The sequence below is a fragment of the Streptomyces sp. 351MFTsu5.1 genome, assembly GCF_000383655.1.
Lineage (GTDB): Bacteria > Actinomycetota > Actinomycetes > Streptomycetales > Streptomycetaceae > Streptomyces > Streptomyces griseorubiginosus.
This window is the reverse complement of record NZ_KB911794.1, coordinates 98,307-115,206: the sequence shown is the minus strand read 5'-3', so window position 1 is coordinate 115,206 and position 16,900 is coordinate 98,307. Positions and strand designations below refer to the sequence as shown.

13 protein-coding genes are annotated in these 16,900 nt (G+C 69.0%); 12 read left to right on the top strand and 1 reads right to left on the bottom strand.

The genetic code is table 11. The features are described 5' to 3' along the window. The first annotated feature begins 2,406 nt into the window (after positions 1–2,406). The 12 genes from H295_RS0134375 to H295_RS44040 all read left to right on the top strand — a co-directional run bounded on the left by H295_RS0134375 (position 2,407) and on the right by H295_RS44040 (position 14,238). Positions 2,407–3,003 (top strand): RNA polymerase sigma factor, encoded by a 597-nt coding sequence (locus H295_RS0134375; protein ID WP_043218474.1) that lies wholly within the window; start codon positions 2,407–2,409, stop codon positions 3,001–3,003. Continuing rightward, on the top strand, positions 3,000–3,803 hold the full coding sequence (locus H295_RS0134370; protein WP_020139896.1) for an Ada metal-binding domain-containing protein: 804 nt from the start codon (positions 3,000–3,002) through the stop codon (positions 3,801–3,803). Before H295_RS0134375 ends, H295_RS0134370 begins: the two co-directional genes overlap by 4 nt. A 43-nt stretch (positions 3,804–3,846) precedes the next feature. After that, positions 3,847–4,392: a methylated-DNA--[protein]-cysteine S-methyltransferase gene (locus H295_RS0134365; protein ID WP_020139895.1), complete on the top strand. Its 546-nt coding sequence runs from the start codon at positions 3,847–3,849 to the stop codon at positions 4,390–4,392. 80 nt (positions 4,393–4,472) lie between these two features. Then, a complete protein-coding gene (locus H295_RS0134360; protein WP_234021748.1) occupies positions 4,473–5,279 on the top strand; it encodes a 2OG-Fe(II) oxygenase in 807 nt (268 codons plus the stop codon). 382 nt (positions 5,280–5,661) lie between these two features. After that, positions 5,662–6,678, top strand: a complete 1,017-nt coding sequence (locus H295_RS0134355; protein WP_020139893.1) for a 50S ribosomal protein L11 methyltransferase — start codon at positions 5,662–5,664, stop codon at positions 6,676–6,678. A 73-nt stretch (positions 6,679–6,751) separates the two neighbouring features. Then, entirely contained in the window at positions 6,752–8,170 is a 1,419-nt protein-coding gene (locus tag H295_RS0134350) for an iron-containing redox enzyme family protein (protein ID WP_020139892.1), read from the top strand. After that, positions 8,167–8,550, top strand: a complete 384-nt coding sequence (locus H295_RS44050; protein WP_158691098.1) for a Rieske 2Fe-2S domain-containing protein — start codon at positions 8,167–8,169, stop codon at positions 8,548–8,550. Before H295_RS0134350 ends, H295_RS44050 begins: the two co-directional genes overlap by 4 nt. Before the next feature lie 155 nt (positions 8,551–8,705). Next, entirely contained in the window at positions 8,706–9,956 is a 1,251-nt protein-coding gene (locus tag H295_RS0134340) for an ATP-grasp domain-containing protein (protein ID WP_020139890.1), read from the top strand. Continuing rightward, positions 9,953–11,269 carry an MDR family MFS transporter gene (locus tag H295_RS44045; RefSeq protein ID WP_020139889.1) on the top strand — a complete coding sequence of 439 codons (1,317 nt, stop codon included), beginning with the start codon at positions 9,953–9,955 and terminating at the stop codon, positions 11,267–11,269. Before H295_RS0134340 ends, H295_RS44045 begins: the two co-directional genes overlap by 4 nt. 94 nt (positions 11,270–11,363) lie before the next feature. Continuing rightward, the gene (locus H295_RS0134330) at positions 11,364–12,311 is read left to right on the top strand and encodes an alpha/beta hydrolase (RefSeq protein ID WP_020139888.1); all 948 of its coding nucleotides are present in this window, start codon (positions 11,364–11,366) and stop codon (positions 12,309–12,311) included. Next, on the top strand, positions 12,308–13,603 hold the full coding sequence (locus tag H295_RS0134325) for an ATP-grasp domain-containing protein (RefSeq protein WP_020139887.1): 1,296 nt from the start codon (positions 12,308–12,310) through the stop codon (positions 13,601–13,603). The genes H295_RS0134330 and H295_RS0134325 overlap by 4 nt, the downstream gene beginning before the upstream one ends. 20 nt (positions 13,604–13,623) lie before the next feature. After that, positions 13,624–14,238, top strand: coding sequence for a LysE family translocator (locus H295_RS44040; protein ID WP_158691097.1), 615 nt, complete (start codon positions 13,624–13,626; stop codon positions 14,236–14,238). Positions 14,239–14,266: 28 nt separating this feature from the next. Here the strand turns inward: H295_RS44040 and H295_RS44035 are convergent, their stop codons facing one another. Then, positions 14,267–16,444 (bottom strand): BTAD domain-containing putative transcriptional regulator, encoded by a 2,178-nt coding sequence (locus H295_RS44035; RefSeq protein ID WP_078616832.1) that lies wholly within the window; start codon positions 16,442–16,444, stop codon positions 14,267–14,269. Positions 16,445–16,900: the final 456 nt, after the last annotated feature.

Genomic DNA, 16,900 nt, shown 5'->3' with positions numbered 1-16,900 from the left:
TACCCACTGAACATTCACATCACGGGTCACGTGATCGTAAAGGCGTGGACTGTCAGCGAACCGACGCGGCTCAACACGCAAGAAGGAAGCCCCGCAAGACTGTTACCTGCTCGTGTCCATCAGCGGCTTGACCTGCTCACATGTGGACCGGATAAACACCGGATCGACCGCGAGGTCACTCCCAGAAGTCACTGGACCACCGGGTGAACACGGGACATTCGGCCCAAACAGCAGGAGGCTCCACCCTCGAACTTCCTTGGAAAGCTCACAGGAAGCGATATCAATACGTAACCACACGACCCGCGGGAGGCATGGAAAAACGTGAGCATCGGCGTGTGGGCAATGTTGTCGCTCCCGCACTCGTGGCCGGACTCTTCCCCCTGAGTAACTTCCCGTCCTCCGGTCTGTCGCGTGTGCGGGAAGTTGTCGTTGGACGCCGTCGCACGGACGGGAGTGGGCGTGTGTGGTCGGTTGGGAACGCTGACGGTCACTTTCCGCGATCACGCCGGGCGCGCTTCTACCGTGAGGCAACGGGTCCGGTGAGGAGTCGGGCTCGTGCCCTGTGGTGGAAGGCAGGAGGGATGAGGATGCGGAGCAGCCAAGTCGGCGGTGCATATGAACCTCGCCTTTGGCAGTAGTGACTTGCTCCTCAGGGCTTCCCGGCGGTCGAGGCCGCTTTGACTGACTGGGCGTCGATCACGGTGGCCGCCCGCCAGGCCTCTGCCCATCTCACGGCGGATCCGCAGGGCAAGCTCATCGCCATCAGGCCGACGAACCTGTCAACGGCCATCCAGCGCGTCCGGCGGCAACTCGGCCGGCCGGACCTCTTCAACCGCCTCAGCAGAGACAGTCACGTCGCTCACCAGGTGCTACTTCCATGATCGGGAGTTACACCGAAGACCGTTCAGCCCCCCCTCCGCCGCCCTGCGACCGCGAAGACTTCCGCTGCGATGTCGGGCGCGCCATCCGCGCCTACACGCCGAAACGCGTCTCTCACTACAGAGCCATAGTGGTTCGCATACAACACGCTGAACGCCTGCGGATTCTGCACGAGCACTTCTCTAAATGGGCCATGCCCTCTTCTTGTCCGCCTGGCTCCTGCTTCTTACAGAGCGACTCGGACGAAGTTCCTTGCTGACTGTCGGACCGGTCACGTACGCCACCGATGACTGGCGCGTGGCGACGGGGCTCTTCAGGCCGACGAGCGCGCTCTCGTCCTGGTCCGCAAGGTGACGTTCCAACGCGCCGAGGCGGACCGCCTCCCGAGCCTCTCCCCCCGCACACCAGCACCAGAGTCGGCACGACAAGGCCCACACCCATACCGACCAGACCTTGTTCCCCTCCCGCGGCCACTCATTCCACGCGGTAGAAGGTCGGGTCCGGCAACGCTGCCCGAAACAGCGGGAGCCCCAGGGAGCACACGGAGCCGGCGAGCTCAGCCAAGAGGCACCGGCCGTATACCGCGAGACGGCCTCCGAGGCACACCCCCCTCAGGGCACTCACCCGTGCCCACAGGAAGACCGACGTGCTACCGCCGAGCCGATGAAGCAACAGGCATGAAACCGACGCCGGCGCCCCACGGCCTCTCCTCACGGCCAACCATCACCAGGACCGAGCCGAACATGAGAACTGTCCGAACCGGACAGCCTCGACAACGCTTCTCGTCCCATCGAAGACTGGTGGACCTCACCCATCACTCCAGGAGCAGCAAGCGCGCCTGGTGGAGTGTCACGCACGCCTGTCCACCGGTTGTCCACCGGGACCCTATGCGCCAACATGATCCATCCCCTCAAAGCAAGGAAAATGCCAGGTCAGGGCGTTAGGTCATCGACTTCCTACAGAAACCAAACCTCCGACCTACGCATTGCGATGCACCGGCGAGCAGTGCTCGATTTGCCCGAATTCCAAGGTCAAACTAAACGCGAAACCCCAGGTCAGAGGCCTGACCTGGGGTTCAAAAAAGAGCCGCCTTCGGGATTCGAACCCGAGACCTACGCATTACGAGTGTGGGGGCCAGGCGAGAGCGATCGGCCGCCTTCACGAACACTAACGACCCGACTTCCGCAAGCACGTGACGTACCATCGGATACTTCGCAGGCAGTCCTCGGCGAGAAGTCCCCGAGAAGTCCCCGACGCAGCTCAGGACGAGCTTGCCCACGACAAAGCTACAGGTCACGAGCATGATCAACAGCCGTCGACATATCCGTGAAGTACAAGGAGACGGCCCGGGGCGGGCTGGCGGTGAACATCATCGAGTGCTGAGGGGGCGGGCCCTGACCAGCACGTTCGTGTCTTTCAGGGCTGTCGGGCCTTCCCTGCTCACGTAACAGAGTCTCCACGCCCGTGAAGACAAGTCCCGGTGTGGACGGTGCAACCCTTTCCCCGGAGACGGTGTTTCTTCTGGTGATGGATGAGAAGGCCGAGCGGCAGCTGACGGAGCTCCTGGCTGTGGACCTCGACGACGGCTTCGCCGAGCTGGTCAGGGTTCACGAAAGGGCGGTGTACGCGTTTCTGCTTCGGGTCTCCGGCTCCGCGACCGAGGCCGACGATCTGGGGCAGGACGCGTTCCTGCGCGCCTACACGGCGTTACGCGAGTACGCCCCGGAGCGGCGTCGGGAGCTGAAGCCGCGTGCCTGGTTGATGACCATCGCGGCCAACGTATGGCGCAACCATGTGCGTACCTGTACGCGCCGTCCCACGGCGGCCTGGATGCCGGTGGAGGACGCCCTCGACGCGTGGACGGACCAGAGGCCGGGACCGGCGGAACACGCGGCGTTGGCCGACGACCAGCGGCGCCTGGTCGCGGTGCTGCTGGAACTGCCGCAACACCATCGGATCGCGGTGGTGCTCCGCCACATGGTCGGCATGAGCTACGCCGAAGTGGCAGAGGTGCAGGGGTGCGCGGTCGGGACCGCCAAGGCCCAGGTCTCCAGGGGCCTGAGCAGGCTTCGCCGACTGCTGGATCCGGAGACATCGGAGGAGTTGAAGGAGGTGACGACGTGAAACCGACCGACTCGGAGGCGATGCCTCCACGGGACCTGATCACCGACCTGACCAGGCTCGTCGCAGAGCCTCCCCAGGACTTCGCCACGCGCGTGCTGCAGCGCGCCGGTGTCCCGCGCGAAAGGTATGACACGTATGTCCGCCTGGACACGCCTGCCGGCGGTCTGTTCGTGGCGTCGGGCCCACGGGCGGTGACCGGCTCGGCGCTGGACTCGGCGGGTCTGACCGCGACGGCCTTCGAGACGCTGCACCGCGAACGGACCCATCGCTCGGCCGTGCGGTCGGGGAAGCCGTTTCCGGGGGTGGTCACGGCGCTGCGAACCGGGCGTGCGCGCAGACTGCCCATAGACCTGTCCGGTTTCACCCCGGTCGAGCAGGCGGTCCTGGAGGCCGTGCGGGCCGTTCCCGCCGGGCAGTTGCGTCCGATCAGCTGGATCGCCAGGGAGGCCGCCGTGCCGGCCGAGGTGGTCGCCGGCGCTCTGGCGATGAACCCGGCAGCCGTACTGATCCCCTCCCATCGTGTGACCTACGACAACGGCGCACCGTGCGACGGTGCGTTCCTTCCCGAACTGGGGGACGCGCTGCGCGCCGCGGAGGGAATCGACAGGGGCAAGACCGAGGAGCGGCTCCGCCAGGGAGTGATGTTCCTCGGCAGCGACACGACCCGTATCTACTGCCATCCCACGTGTGCGCACGCCCTCCGCATCACACCCCCCCACCAGGTGCCGTTCCGCACGGCGCGCGAAGCCGGCCGGGCCGGTTACCGCGCGTGCAAGAGCTGCCGGCCCGTCACCGTATGACGGTCTCCGACGGGAACGTCCAGGAAGAACATGGAGTTTCGCGATGCGCACCAACAGTGACCCCGCCGGTACCACCGCTGCCGTGACGGTCCACAGCACGCCGGTCGGCCCGCTCGTGCTGGCGGCGACGGACGACGCGCTCGTGCTGTGCTGTTACGGCCCGCCCGAGCACGCCCTGGAGCGCATGAGCAGGGCCGGTACCGACACGGTGCAGGAGAGCGAGGGCACAGCCGCCCAGCGGAAGGTGCTGGACGAGGCGCGAGGTCAGATCGACGCGTATCTCGGCGGTCGACGGCGTGACTTCACCGTGCCGATGGACCTGCGGCTCGCCACTCCGTTCAGTCGGCAGACCGTGCTGAAGCTGGACGAGTTCGTCCCGTACGGACGGACGGCGAGCTACGCGCAGCTCGCCGAGGCGCTCGACCGCCCGCGCGCCGCCCGGGCGGTCGGCACGGCCCTGGGCGCCAATCCGCTCTGTGTGGTGCTTCCCTGCCATCGGATCGTGGGCTCCACGGGCAGCCTCAACGGATACGCGGGAGGCCTGGAGGCCAAGCGATACCTGCTCGCCCTCGAAGCGCCCGAGGAGTGAGCGGTCCGTCCCCCTGACCGGTGGGCGTCGGCCGCAATCCCCCGTCGGCCGGCGCCCACCACCTTTCCCAGCCATCGGAAGTGGAGCACGTGAACGCGTACGAGACACCACAGCTGCCCGGCATCGTCGAGGAGGAACCGCCCGGCGCGCCCTGTCCGCCCGGCGTCTCCCCGCCCTTCTCCGAAGGCGCGCTCCCGGCGCTCAGCGGCCTCGACTGGGCCGCACTGAGCGATGAGCTGGACACGGAAGGGGTGGCCCTGACCCCGCCGTTGCTGACGGCCGAGCAGTGTGCGGCTCTTCGCGAGTGGTTCGACGACCCCACGCTGTTCCGCAGCACGGTGACGATGGCGAGGCACCGCTTCGGCGAGGGCCGGTACCGCTACTTCGCCCATCCGCTGCCCGAGCTGGTCCAGGGTCTGCGGCAGCAGCTCTATCCGCCCCTTGCCCGCGTCGCCAATGCATGGGCCGAGCGGCTGGGGGAGCCGGGTTTCCCCAGCAGTCACGGAGAACTCGTGGCGGCCTGCGCCGCCGCAGGACAGCAGCGCCCGACACCTCTGCTGCTCCAGTACGAGCGGGGCGGTTACAACTGTCTGCACCAGGACGTGTACGGCGAACTGACCTTTCCGTTGCAGGTGGCGATCATGCTGGACAGGCCGGACGAGGACTTCACGGGCGGTGAGAGCGTGTTCGTGGAGCAGCGGCCGCGGGCCCAGTCCCGCCCCATCGTGAAGCGGCCGGAGCAGGGCCAGGGATTGATCTTCGCGGTCAACAACCGTCCGGTTCGTTCGGTGCGGGGCTGGAGCCGGGTGATGCTGCGCCACGGTGTGAGTGCCGTGCACAGCGGGCGGCGCCATGTGCTGGGTGTGATCTTCCACGACGCCCGTTAGCCGGCCCGGTCGGCAGGTCGGCCGGCCCGCGTTGCCGTGTCGACGACGGGGGCGCCGGGATCAGCCGGTGAAACGTTCACGAAAACTGCCGGTAACTTCAGAGAAGGCCTGCCGGTCCTCGCATTTGCGCCGGTAGGCGTCGGCTTCCCGCACCCCGTTTCAGGGTGGGAGAACTGCCGCCCGGCCTGAAGAAGCGCCGAAGAACCACACCATCGCACCTTCGTACGATCGCCGTGCGAAGGTTCGAGAGCTCCTGCACCTCGGCCTCGCACCACGACCAACGGGCGATTCGGCGTGAGGAGCGGTGACTCACATGCAACAAGCGCACGACGGGGACGTCACGACAACAGGCCGAGGCCGTGACCAGGACGGTGCGGGTCTCGTGCCGACCAGGTCCCAGCACGGCTTGATCGCGGCCTCGCTGCAGTCCCTCGCCCAGGAAGTGAGGGACATCGCGGACCAGGCGTTCCACCTTCTGTCGGCGCCACCGGAGAGTCTGTCCGCAGACTCCGAGATCTTCTCGCGTATCGCGGGCAGGAACGTACCCCGCTGGCACTTCGCCATGCTGAACGACACCGATCGCAACGACGACCTCGTCGCCGCCCTCCAGGGGAGCATTCCGGCCGGGGCGAGCGTTCTGGACATCGGTTCGGGCAGCGGGCTGCTGGCGATGGCCGCGGCCCGGGCCGGTGCGGGAAAGGTGATCACCTGTGAGATGAACCCGCTGCTGGCCGAGGTCGCCCGGCAGGTGGTGGACGCGCACGGCCTTTCCGACACCATCACGGTGATCGGCAAGCCGTCGACCGCGTTGCAGGTGGGCCATGACCTCGACGACCGAGTGGACGTCCTGGTCTCGGAGATCGTCGACTGCGGCCTCATCGGCGAGGGCCTGCTGCCCTCCGTGCGGCACGCCCGGGAACACCTGCTGGCGCCCGGCGGGGTCATGCTCCCCTCCGCGGCGCGGCTGTACGGCCGGCTGGTCAGCAGCGAAGCCGTACAGCGGTTGAACCAGGTGACGACGGCAGGGGGGTTCGACGTCTCGCTCATGAACGTTCTCGCGACCCGCCGCCATTTCCCCGTCCGGCTGAGCACCTGGCCGCACCAGTTGCTGTCCGAGGCCACCAAGGTGCTGGAGTTCGACCTTGCGAGCGGTGACCTGGAGCCGGGCGAACGCCTGATCTCCCTGCCCGCGACCGCCGACGGGGAGGCACAGGCCCTGGTGGTCTGGTTCGAGCTGGACATGGGTGACGGCATCACCCTGCGCAACTCCCTGGAGGACACGCGGTCGCACTGGATGCAGGGATGGGTCCCGCTGGAGAAGCCGGTGCCGGTGAAGGCGAGGGACGCGGTGTCCCTGCGGCTTCGGTGGAGCGACTTCGTGCTCAGCGCGCACCTCTGATCCGCTCTGCCCCGGCCACGGCCGCAGGGCCGGTCTCCTGAACGCCGTTCGAAGAAGGAAAAGGAATCAAGCGATGAGCCAGGTCCCGAAGCATGTTCCGTTCGAACTCAGCGGCGACGAACTGCGCGATGCCGTCGTGCAGTACGCCACCAACCCCCTCTACCTCGACAACGAGGACTGGGAGAACCACGACAACCCCTATCGCCGCCAACTGCGGCCGCAGGTCCTGCCGCACCTGGACTTCGACAAGGTGCCGGGCCGGGAGAACATCCTCGACTACACGAGCCTGGCCGTGCAGCGACTGCTGACCTCCATCTACGAGGCCGACCTCGTCTTCTTCCCCAAGTCCGGGCTCGAGGGCAAGGAGGAGGACTTCAAGGCCTTCTACAGCCCCGCCAACCGGGCGCTGGGAGAAAGGATTCGCCCGGCCCTTGAGCGGTACGCCTTCGGTTTCCTCGACGACGAGGTCGAGACGTCCGGCAAGTGGACCCGGGCGAGCCTCGACACCTACCTGGACTCCCTCGACATGGGGGGCGGCGAGGAGCAGACGTCCGTGGAGGCGGCCATCACGGGGTCCAGCGACCCCGAGCGTGCCGCGCGCATGTGGCTGGTGCAGTTCGCGCCCGACTTCCTTTCCGAGGCGTCGCCGATGATGCGCAACGTCCTCGGCTACTACGGCCCGGCACAGTCCGAGTGGTTCAAGGTCGTCATCGACGAGTACGGGTACGGGGTCCACGAGACCAAACACAGCACCCTGTTCGAGCGCACCCTGGAGTCGGTCGGCCTGAAGTCCGACCTCCACCGGTACTGGATGTACTACCTCAACAGCAGCCTGCTGCTGAACAACTACTTCCACTACCTGGGCAAGAACCACGAACTGTTCTTCCGCTACGTGGGCGCGCTGTACTACACGGAGAGCTCGCTGGTCGACTTCTGCCGCCGTGCCGACCGGCTGCTGCAGGGCGTCTTCGGTGACACCGTGGACACCACGTACTTCACCGAGCACGTCCACATCGACCAGCACCACGGGCGGATGGCCCGGGAGAAGATCATCGCCCCGCTGATCGAGGCGCACGGCGAGGGCATCATCCCCGAGATCGTGCGCGGCATCGAGGAGTACCGGGTGCTCCTCGAGGTCGGCGACGCCGACTTCGCCGCGCAGATCGCGTGGATGGACGGCCAGCCGGAGTTCAAGAAACTGCACGGCCCCGTGTACGAGGCGCTGCAGGAGGGGCGGGTCCAGGCGCCGGTGGCGCACCTGGTCGAGCCGCGTGGCGAGCTCTCCAACACGCACTGCCACGAGGGCGACGAGCTGTGCCACATCGTGTCGGGTGTCATGCGCTTCGAGAGCGGCCTGGGCTCGTCGCTGTACCTGCGCGCCGGTGAGGGCGTCGTGATCCAGCGCAACAGGCTCCACGGCGCGAACATCGAGTCCGACGAGTGCGTCTACGAGATCCACTCAGTGGGGGACTACCGCAAGTGCCTGTCGTGACCTTCCCCGTTGGCGGCCGTGACAACTGCGTCGTTGTCGCGGGAGCGCCGTACGTGTACGCCACGGTGGGCGGCCGGGGGTTCGTGATGCGCGCGATGTGCCCCCACCGCGGCGGTCCCCTGCACCTGGCCGACGTGGCGCCGGACGCCACTCGGCTGGTGTGCCCGTGGCACGAGCGCAAGACGTCCGTGGCGCGCCTGCGCGCGGAGATTCCCGCGGTGCGGGTGGGCAACCTCGTCACCGCGGTCTTCCCCGAAAAGCCGCTCGCCCGGGGCTGGTCTCCCCCGCCGGACCCGGGCGCCGGGGTGACCCGGGAGCACCGGCCCCTCTCACCGGGCATCGCGCGTCCCCGTCAGGGCCGGGTGCCGTCGGCCGGGTGACGTCCTGCGCCCGAGGGACGACGGGCGTCGGCCCGGCGGTGCAACGGTCGCCGCCCGAGCGGTGTTCTACAGAGGCCGGTGCGTGCACCCCGGGCCGTCACGGACCGTGGGACGCGCTCCGGCCGGCCGAACGACAGATACGAGGAGTGCGGAACATGGCTTGGGACGGTGAGAAGCCGCTTCTGCTGCTGATCGGCAGCAGCGCCCGGCGCAGCAGGGAGTTCATACTGCAGGCGGTGAGCCGGCGCTACGCGCTGTGGCTTCTCCAGCCTGCCCCGACGACCTGGGAAGAGCCGTACGTCGTCGGCAGCACCGTGGTCGACAACACCCGTCCCGAGCCGCTGATCGAGGCCGCGCGCCGGGTGGCCGCCGAGCACGAGGTGGCCGGCGTGTTCTGCTACGACGAGGGCCTGGTCACCCCGGCCGCCCATGTCTCGCAGGCCCTCGGGCTGCCGGGCAACACCCCCGAGGCCGTCGCCGCGTGCCGGGACAAGAACGCCACCCGGACGGCGATGGAGGAGGCCGGGGTGGCCCAGCCGGCCTCGATCGGTGTGCGCTCCCTCAGTGAGGCCCGGGAGGCGGCGGAGAAGCTCGGCTTCCCGGTCGTCATCAAGCCCCGCGGACTTGCCGGCGGGATGGGCGTGCGCAAGGCCGAGGGACCCGAGGAGGTGGAGAGCGCCTACCGGGCCGCGTCCGGCGCCTCCTACCCGGGTGTCCCCGTGTTCGAGGTCTCGGTGCTCGTCGAGGAGTACGTCGACGGGCCGGAGATCAGCGTCGACGCCGTCTCCTTCGAGGGCGAGTGCGTCCCGCTGGCCGTGGCCCGGAAACAGGTGGGCCTGGCGCCGTTCTTCGAGGAGATCGGCCATGAGATCGACGCGGCCGACCCGTTGCTGACCGATCCGGGACTCCTGGACGCGCTGCGGCGCAGCCATGCCGCGCTGGGCTTCCGCACGGGCGTCAGCCACACCGAGTTCCGCCTCACCCCGAACGGCCTGCGGCTGATGGAGGTCAACGCCCGCCTGGGCGGTGACATGATCCCGTACCTCGGTCACCTGGCCACCGGCGTCGACATCGCGATGGCGGCGGCCGACGTGGCCGCGGGCCGCCGCCCCGACACCACCGCGGTCCACCGCAAGGTCGCGGCGATCACCTTCCTGTACCCCGAACAGGACATCGAGATCGAGTCGGTGACCGTGCACGAGGACCGCTTCTCGCCGGAGATCCACAGTGCGACCGTCATGGCCGACCCGGGCGCGGTGCTGCGTCTGCCGCCACGCGGCTACATCTCCCGCTACGCCCGGGTCATCGCGCTGTCGGACTCCGTGGCGGAAGCACGGGCCGCGCTGAGCCGCGCGCCGGAGATCGTCGAGCTCGTGGGCCGTCCGGTCGGGGAGCCGAACCGATGAGCACGACCGAACAGAGCTCCTCCGAACCTCCGAAGGCCGGCCGTCCCTCGATCGTCGAGACTCTCCGGGGCATCCCGGGGCCGATCTGGCTCGTGCTGGTCGGCATGCTGCTCAACCGGCTGGGCAACTTCCTGACGATCTACCTGGTGCTGTACCTCACCGACAAGGGGTTCAGCGCGACCGAAGCCGGCATCGCGCTCGGCGCCTACGGCGTCGGCTCCGTGGTCGGGGTGCTCCTGGGCGGTGCGGCGTCCGACCGGATCGGTTACGCGTGGACGATCATCGGGTCCATGGCGCTGGCCGGCCTGCTCACGCTGAGCCTGGTCTATCTGACCAGTCTGCCCGTGGTGATCGTGGTGGCCGCCGTCATCGGCCTGGTGGCGCAGGCCTACCGGCCGGCTTCCTCGGCGCTGCTGGTCGAGCGCACCCCCGAGGAACACCATGTGATGGTGTTCGCCGTCTACCGCATGGCGTTCAACCTCGGCACCACCGCCGGTCCGCTGCTCGGCGCCCTGCTGATCAGCTACTCCTACGACCTGATGTTCTACGTCGACGCGGTGACATCGGTCGGCTTCGCCGGGTTCGCCCTCTTCGCCCTGGTCCTGGGACGTTCCGACGCCGACACCGGGGCCGGGACCCTTGGAGTGGCGGAGGACGGCGTGGGCCGGTCCTACCTCACCGTGCTGCGGGACACCCGGTACCTGCTGTTCCTGCTGGCGCTGTTCCTCAACGCCGTCGTCTACATCCAGCACACGTCCGCGCTGCCCCTCCAGCTCAAGAGCGACGGCCACAGCGTGACCGTCTACTCCGCCCTGCTGTCGCTCAACGCGTTCATGGTCATCTGCCTGGAGCTCCTGTTCACCAAGTACGTGCAGCACCTGCCGGGCCGGGTCGCCGTGGCGCTCGGCATCGGCCTGGTGGGCGTGGGCATGAACCTGTACGTGGCCGGACCGGCCCTGGCCATGTACGTGGTGGCCACGGTGGTGTGGACGGTCGGCGAGATGATCGGCACCCCGACGGCCTCCGCATGGCCCGGCCGTGTCGCCCCCGAACACCTGCGGGGCCGTTACATCGCGGCCTCCGCGTTCCCCATGCAGATCGGTTACGCGATCGGGCCCGTGATCGGCGTCGCGGCCTGGCAGGCGTCGTCGGCGCTCGTGTGGTGGCTGTGCGGCGCGCTGACCGCGGTGGCCGTGATCGTCACGCTCATCGGCATGGCGGAGCCCCGACGTGACGGAGACACCGAGGGCGACGGGGCGGATGAGGAGACCGTGCCGCCGGTCGGGGAAGCGGCCGGGCGGACCGCCTCCTGACCGCCCGGCACTCTCCGACACCCGTCCGTCCTCCTGTCCCCAGACCGTGCCGCGCAATCGGGCACCCAGCGATCCGGAAGTGAGCGAGCAGCGCATGGCCTACGCAGATGGCATAGAGAAGTTCGTGGAGACGGTGAACAACGCTCTGCCGCCGGACTTCTACACCTATCCCGTCGAACAACAGCGTGTCCTGTACGACGGACTGACCGAGGCGCTCCCGATTCCCGTGCCGGACGGCGTCCGACACCGGGACGAGACCGTCACCCATGAGGGCCGTACGGCTCGGATCCGGATCTACGAACCCGCAGGACGCGGTGACGACGCCGTGCTGTTCTACATACGCGGCGGCGGCTTCGTCATCGGCTCCCTGCACAGCCACCACAGCCTGGTCGCCGAACTGGCCGACCGTACGGGCCTGGCAGTGGTCGCCCTGGACTTCGGCATGGCCCCGGAGAACCCGTTCCCCGGCCCGCTGGAGGACTGCTACGCGGGGCTGTGCGGCACCCTCGCGAACCTGACCGCGCTCGGCCTGGGGGGCATCGACCCGCAGAGCGCGGTGCTCTGCGGGGAGAGCTCCGGGGCCAACATGGCCGTGGTGCTGTCGATGATGGCGCGCGACCGGGGTGGCCCCCGGCTGCGCGGCCAGGCGGTGATCAGCCCGGTGCTGGACTTCACCCGCTGGCGGCACGGCGGCGAGGACGCACCGCTGCTGTCCGGTGGGGAGATGGAGTTCTACACGGCCTGCTACTGCCCCGAGGCCGCGCAGGCCGAACACCCGTATGTCTCGCCGCTCCTCGGGGGTGCCTTCGACGGCCTGCCGCCCGCCTACGTCGTCGGCTGCGAGATGGATTCCCTGTGCGTCGACGCCGAGAAATACACTGCCCTGCTGCGGGAGAACGGCACTCCCGTGACCTATGTCCGGGAAAAGGGCATGGTGCACGCTCCGGTGCGCGCCAGGCGGGTCAGCGAGCCGGCCGCGGAGTTCTTCGCGCGCTACTGCGCCGCCGTGGCCGAGCTGGCCGGCCGGGGAACGCGGCCGTGACGGGCCGTGACCTCCCGGCCGCGCCGGGAAGGGGTCCCTGCGTCGTCGTCGATCCCTACTCCTCCGGCGCGCTCTTCGCGGACGCGCTGGCCGCTCAGGGCGTACCGGTTGCGGCGGTGGTGACCTCCTCCCGCCCTCCGGAGGCGTACGCCTCCTCCTATCGGCCGCAGGACTTTCCCGACGTGGTCGTCTACGAGGGCGACCTCGACAGCGTCGTCCGCAAGGTACGGGCACTGGGGCCGCGGTGCGTCGTCGCAGGCTGCGAGTCCGGTGTCGAACTGGCCGAGCGGCTCGCCCCGCTGGTGCTGCCCGAGCTGTGCAACGTGCCCGAACTCGCCGAGGCGCGCAGGGACAAGAGCCGTATGGCGGCCGCCGTGGCGGCGGCCGGGCTGCCGGTCATCCCGCAGTTGTGCACCGCCGACGCGGCCGAGGCCGCGGCCTGGCTGGAGCGGGAGGGGCTGCTGGGCTCGGATCTCGTCATCAAGCCACCGAAGAGCGCCAGCACGGACGGCGTGATCAAGATCCCGGGCGGGGCGGACTGGCGCGCCGTGTTCGAGCGGCAGATCGGCCGGGTCAACCAGTTCGGGGAGATCGACGACCGCCTCATCGTGCAGAAGTTCGTCACGGGCACCGAGTACGTCGTGGACACCTTCAGCCATGACGGGAAGCACTCACTGGTCGACGTGTGCGCCTACCGCAAGGTCGACAACGGCCCGCACATGGCCGTGTACGACACGATGCGGTGGCTCCCTCCGGACGATCCGTCGGTGCCGGGCCTGACCGAGTACGTCTTCGACGTCCTGGACGCCGTCGGCTTCCGTTTCGGGTCGGCTCATGTGGAGGTCATGGGCACCGCGGACGGGCCGGTTCTCATCGAACTGGGTGCCCGCCCGCACGGTGGCGGCCAGCCGCGCTTCAATCGCAACGCCACCGGAGACAGCCAGATCGACCGGACCGTGCGCTGGCTGACCGGGGGCGAGCTGCCGCAGAGCTACGAACTGCTGACCCACCAGACGTGTGTGTTCCACATGGCCCCACGCTCGGGGACGGTCGGCAACACGGCGGTGCTGGACGAGATCCGTACCCTGCCCAGCCACCACTTCTCCGTGCAGAACCTGTCCGACGGCGACCACGTGCCCGTCACCAAGGACCTCGTCGACAGCCTCAACTTCGGGTTCGTGATCCTCTCGCACCCCGACGAGGAACAGATTCAGCGGGACTACCGGACCATTCGCGCGCTGGAACACCGCCTGGCCATCGGGGAGCGGCGATCAACACCGTCGCCTTCCTGACGAGTTCACTGGTGGTGATCATGGCGCCCGGTCCTGATCTGGCCCTGATGACCCGCCTGGTGCTGGACGGTCCGCAGCGCGCGGCGGCCGCCGCCGCTTTCGGAATGATCGCGGCGGGGGCCGCCCAGGCACTCCTGGGCGCGCTCGGTCTTGCCGCGTTCCTCGCCGCCCGGCCGGAGCTCTTCACCGCGTTCCGCTGGACGGGTGCGGCAGCGCTGCTCGTCTGGGCGTGCCTGGCCCTGCGGGCCGCCCTGCGTCCGGCGCCCCACGGCGGACCCGGCCCGATGCCCGCGACGGGGGACGACGCTGCACGGGCCGAACCCTCCGGGTCGCGGTCCCCGACGGGGCGGGCCTTCATCCAGGGCCTGCTGTGCACGGGGTCCAACCCCAAGGTGGGCATGTTCCTGATGGCCTTCCTGCCTCAGTTCGTGCCCCCGGGAGTGGATCCCGCGACGGGGGTGGTGGTCCTGGCTGCCTGCTATCTGTCCCTGGGACTGATCTGGCTCCTGATCTGGATGCGGCTCGTCCATCGGCTCGCCCGGCGCATGCACTCCGCGCGGGTGGTGCGCCTGACCCACGCGCTCACCGCCGCCGTCTTCGGCACGTTCGCGGTCCGCCTGGCGCTGGGCGGCTGATGTGGTGTCCTCCCCGGTCGCCGAGCGGTCATATGGCCTGAAGGTCCTGGGAGTCATGCCGTTCGGCCAGCGCCCGGGCGTAGCGGAGCATCGGTTCCGGAAGGGTGAACCGGCCGTGCGCGTACTCCTGGAGCAGGCTCGCGTCGGACAGCCGGCGCAGCATGCGCATGGCTTCCCGCGTGGTCGTCTTCGTCAGTTCCGCCGCGGTGTAGGGGGTGATGTGCCGCTCGTCCGCTGTGCCGAGAAGACGGAAGAAGCGGCGCGTGGCCTCCGGCAGCGACGTGTACGAGGGCTCGAAGGCCGCCTGGATCGACTGGAACAGGTCGTCGCCCTCGCCGCCCGGGAACAGCCCGGTGTCCTGCAGTTCCGCGCAATACCGGGCGATGCCCAGACGGGGATGCTCGGCCAGACGCGCCGCCACGATCCGGATCGCCAGCGGCAGGCCCCCGCAGTACCTGCCCAGCGCCATGGCGGCGAGCGGCTCGGCGTCGATCCGCCGGCGCCCCAGCAGCTTGGCGAGCAGTTCGTAGGTCGCCGTCCGGTCGAGTGCGTCCAGCCCGATCCGCCGCATCCCTTCCATGGCGACCAGTCCGGTGAGGGTGCTGCGGCTTGTGATGAGCACGGCGCAGCCCGCGGCCCCCGGTATCAGTGGCCGGATCTGGTGCTCCTCCCGCGCGTTGTCGAGGACGATCAGGACGCGCCGGCCGGACAGCTGGGTGCGGTACAGGTTCGCCGCCTCGTCGAGGGTGTCCGGGATCTGGCTGTCGGGAACGTCGAGCGCGCGCAGGAAGGAGGCCAGGGCCTCGCGTGGATCGAGCGGGCGACGGGTGTCGTAGCCGTGCAGGTCGACGTAGAGCTCCCCGTCCGGGAACCGGTCCCGCACCCGATGCGCCCAGCGCAGGGCCAGCGCGGTCTTGCCCACGCCCGGCAGGCCGGTGACCAGTACGCCGGGCACCTGGCGGGCTCCCTCCCCGTCCGGCAGGAGCAGCTGGTCCAACCGCCTGGTCTCCGCGACACGGCTCACCTGGTCCACCGGCTCGGCGGGCATCTGCGAGGGCCTTGGCATGGGCGAGAGGATGACCGAGGTCAGCCGCGCCGACGGCTGGGCCCGCTCACCGGCCCCCGCCGGCTGCGTCGGCTGCTTCGGCCCGGGCAGCTCCTGTTGCAGGACGCGCAGTTGCGCGCGGCGCAGCTCCTCGCCGGGCCCGATGCCCAGCTCTGCGTCGAGCCTGCGGGTCAGGTCGGCGAAGACCTCCAGTGCCTCGGACTGCTCACCACAACTGGCCAGTGCCAGCATGAGGCGCGCCTGGAGTCCCTCGTGGAGCGGTTCCTCCTCGGCGGCGGCGCGCAGCGCGAGGACGACCTGCTCCGGCTGCCGCAGTTCCATGGCGAGATCCGCGCTCAGCATGAGGATCTCCAGCCGTTGCCTGGCGGCCGCGACGGCCGCTGAGTGCTGGCTCAGCAGGGGTTCGTCGGCCAGGAGGGGGCCGCGCCAGCAGCGGTACGCGCGATCGGCCAGCTCGTAGGCGGCGGCCGTGGCTCCGGCGCTGTGCGCCTGCCGAGCCCTGGACGAGAGGTCCTGGAAGCGGGTCAGGTCGACCTGGTCACGGTCGACGGACAGGACGTAGCCGCCGGGAGTGCGGGAGAGACTGGAGGCGGCGGCGGACGTGGCACCGGAGCCAGGGGGGAGCAATGTCATCCGTGCCTGGCTGACGTAGGTGTGGATCAGGTTCTGGTACGACCGCGGTGGACGTTTCGGCCAGAGGGTCCGAGTGATCTCCTCAAAGCCGGCCGGTTCCGGATAGCGCAGGGCCAGCAAGGCCAGGAGACGTCGCACTTTTGGAGCGCGGATGTCCTTGCTGAGGTCGCCGTGCCGGATGGACAGCGTGCCCAGAACGCCGATGCGGAGCACCTTGTCCGCCGAGGGCACCGCCTCGGTCCCCGCTGCCAGCAGCCTGCGCACTTCCTCCGCGTCGAGCCCCAGCAGGCTCGCGAGACTCCGGACGGTGTGGGAGTGCGGACGCCGCACCCGGCCGTGCTCGATGTCACGCAGGGCCCGCACACTCATCCCGGACCGCGCCGCGAGCTCGCGCTGGGTGAGGCCATGGCGGTGCCTGAATGCACGTAGTCGTTCGCTCAGCGACAGTGTTCCACGGAGATGTAAGTAGTCACTCACCGCTGTTTTGTCTTCTCTGGGCCCTGTCATCGCGTCTCCCGGCACTACGAATCCTGTGTTGTTACGCAAAAATTCACTTGGGGTCGCGAAGAGAGGTGTGGCGATGCTTGCCCGGCGTCAAAGCGGCGCGCCGGTCGTGGCGTCACTCTGCGACGGGTGTGAGAAAACGGGTGCGGCGAATTTGCTATTCGCCTCCATGAATGGCGTGATTGCCGCACCTGGTAAGCCCCCGTGACGTGCTCCCCGTACCCCGTTCGGCCTTCGGCCAGAAAATAGTCTATGGGTGTAGATTCTTGCCGCGCAATCGGTTCCTGATCGATTGGCGAGAGCGCTGCGTTCCCCAGCCATGGCCGGGGAACGCCTCTTGCGCGCGGGGCCCGGACGTGTCCCGTCCGTTGCGGAATCGGCGGGAAGTCGGGGTGACCTGCAGGGGACGGCGGATAGGGGGCAGTGGTCGCGCACGCGCCACTGCGCCGGTCGATGGAG

Coding starts and splice junctions, on each gene's coding strand:
- H295_RS0134375 (WP_043218474.1), top strand. CDS start 2,407: ATGGATGAGAAGGCCGAGCGGCAGCTGACGGAGCTCCTGGCTGTGGAC.
- H295_RS0134365 (WP_020139895.1), top strand. CDS start 3,847: ATGCGCACCAACAGTGACCCCGCCGGTACCACCGCTGCCGTGACGGTC.
- H295_RS0134350 (WP_020139892.1), top strand. CDS start 6,752: ATGAGCCAGGTCCCGAAGCATGTTCCGTTCGAACTCAGCGGCGACGAA.
- H295_RS0134340 (WP_020139890.1), top strand. CDS start 8,706: ATGGCTTGGGACGGTGAGAAGCCGCTTCTGCTGCTGATCGGCAGCAGC.
- H295_RS44045 (WP_020139889.1), top strand. CDS start 9,953: ATGAGCACGACCGAACAGAGCTCCTCCGAACCTCCGAAGGCCGGCCGT.
- H295_RS0134330 (WP_020139888.1), top strand. CDS start 11,364: ATGGCCTACGCAGATGGCATAGAGAAGTTCGTGGAGACGGTGAACAAC.
- H295_RS44040 (WP_158691097.1), top strand. CDS start 13,624: ATGGCGCCCGGTCCTGATCTGGCCCTGATGACCCGCCTGGTGCTGGAC.
- H295_RS44035 (WP_078616832.1), bottom strand. CDS start 16,444: ATGACAGGGCCCAGAGAAGACAAAACAGCGGTGAGTGACTACTTACAT.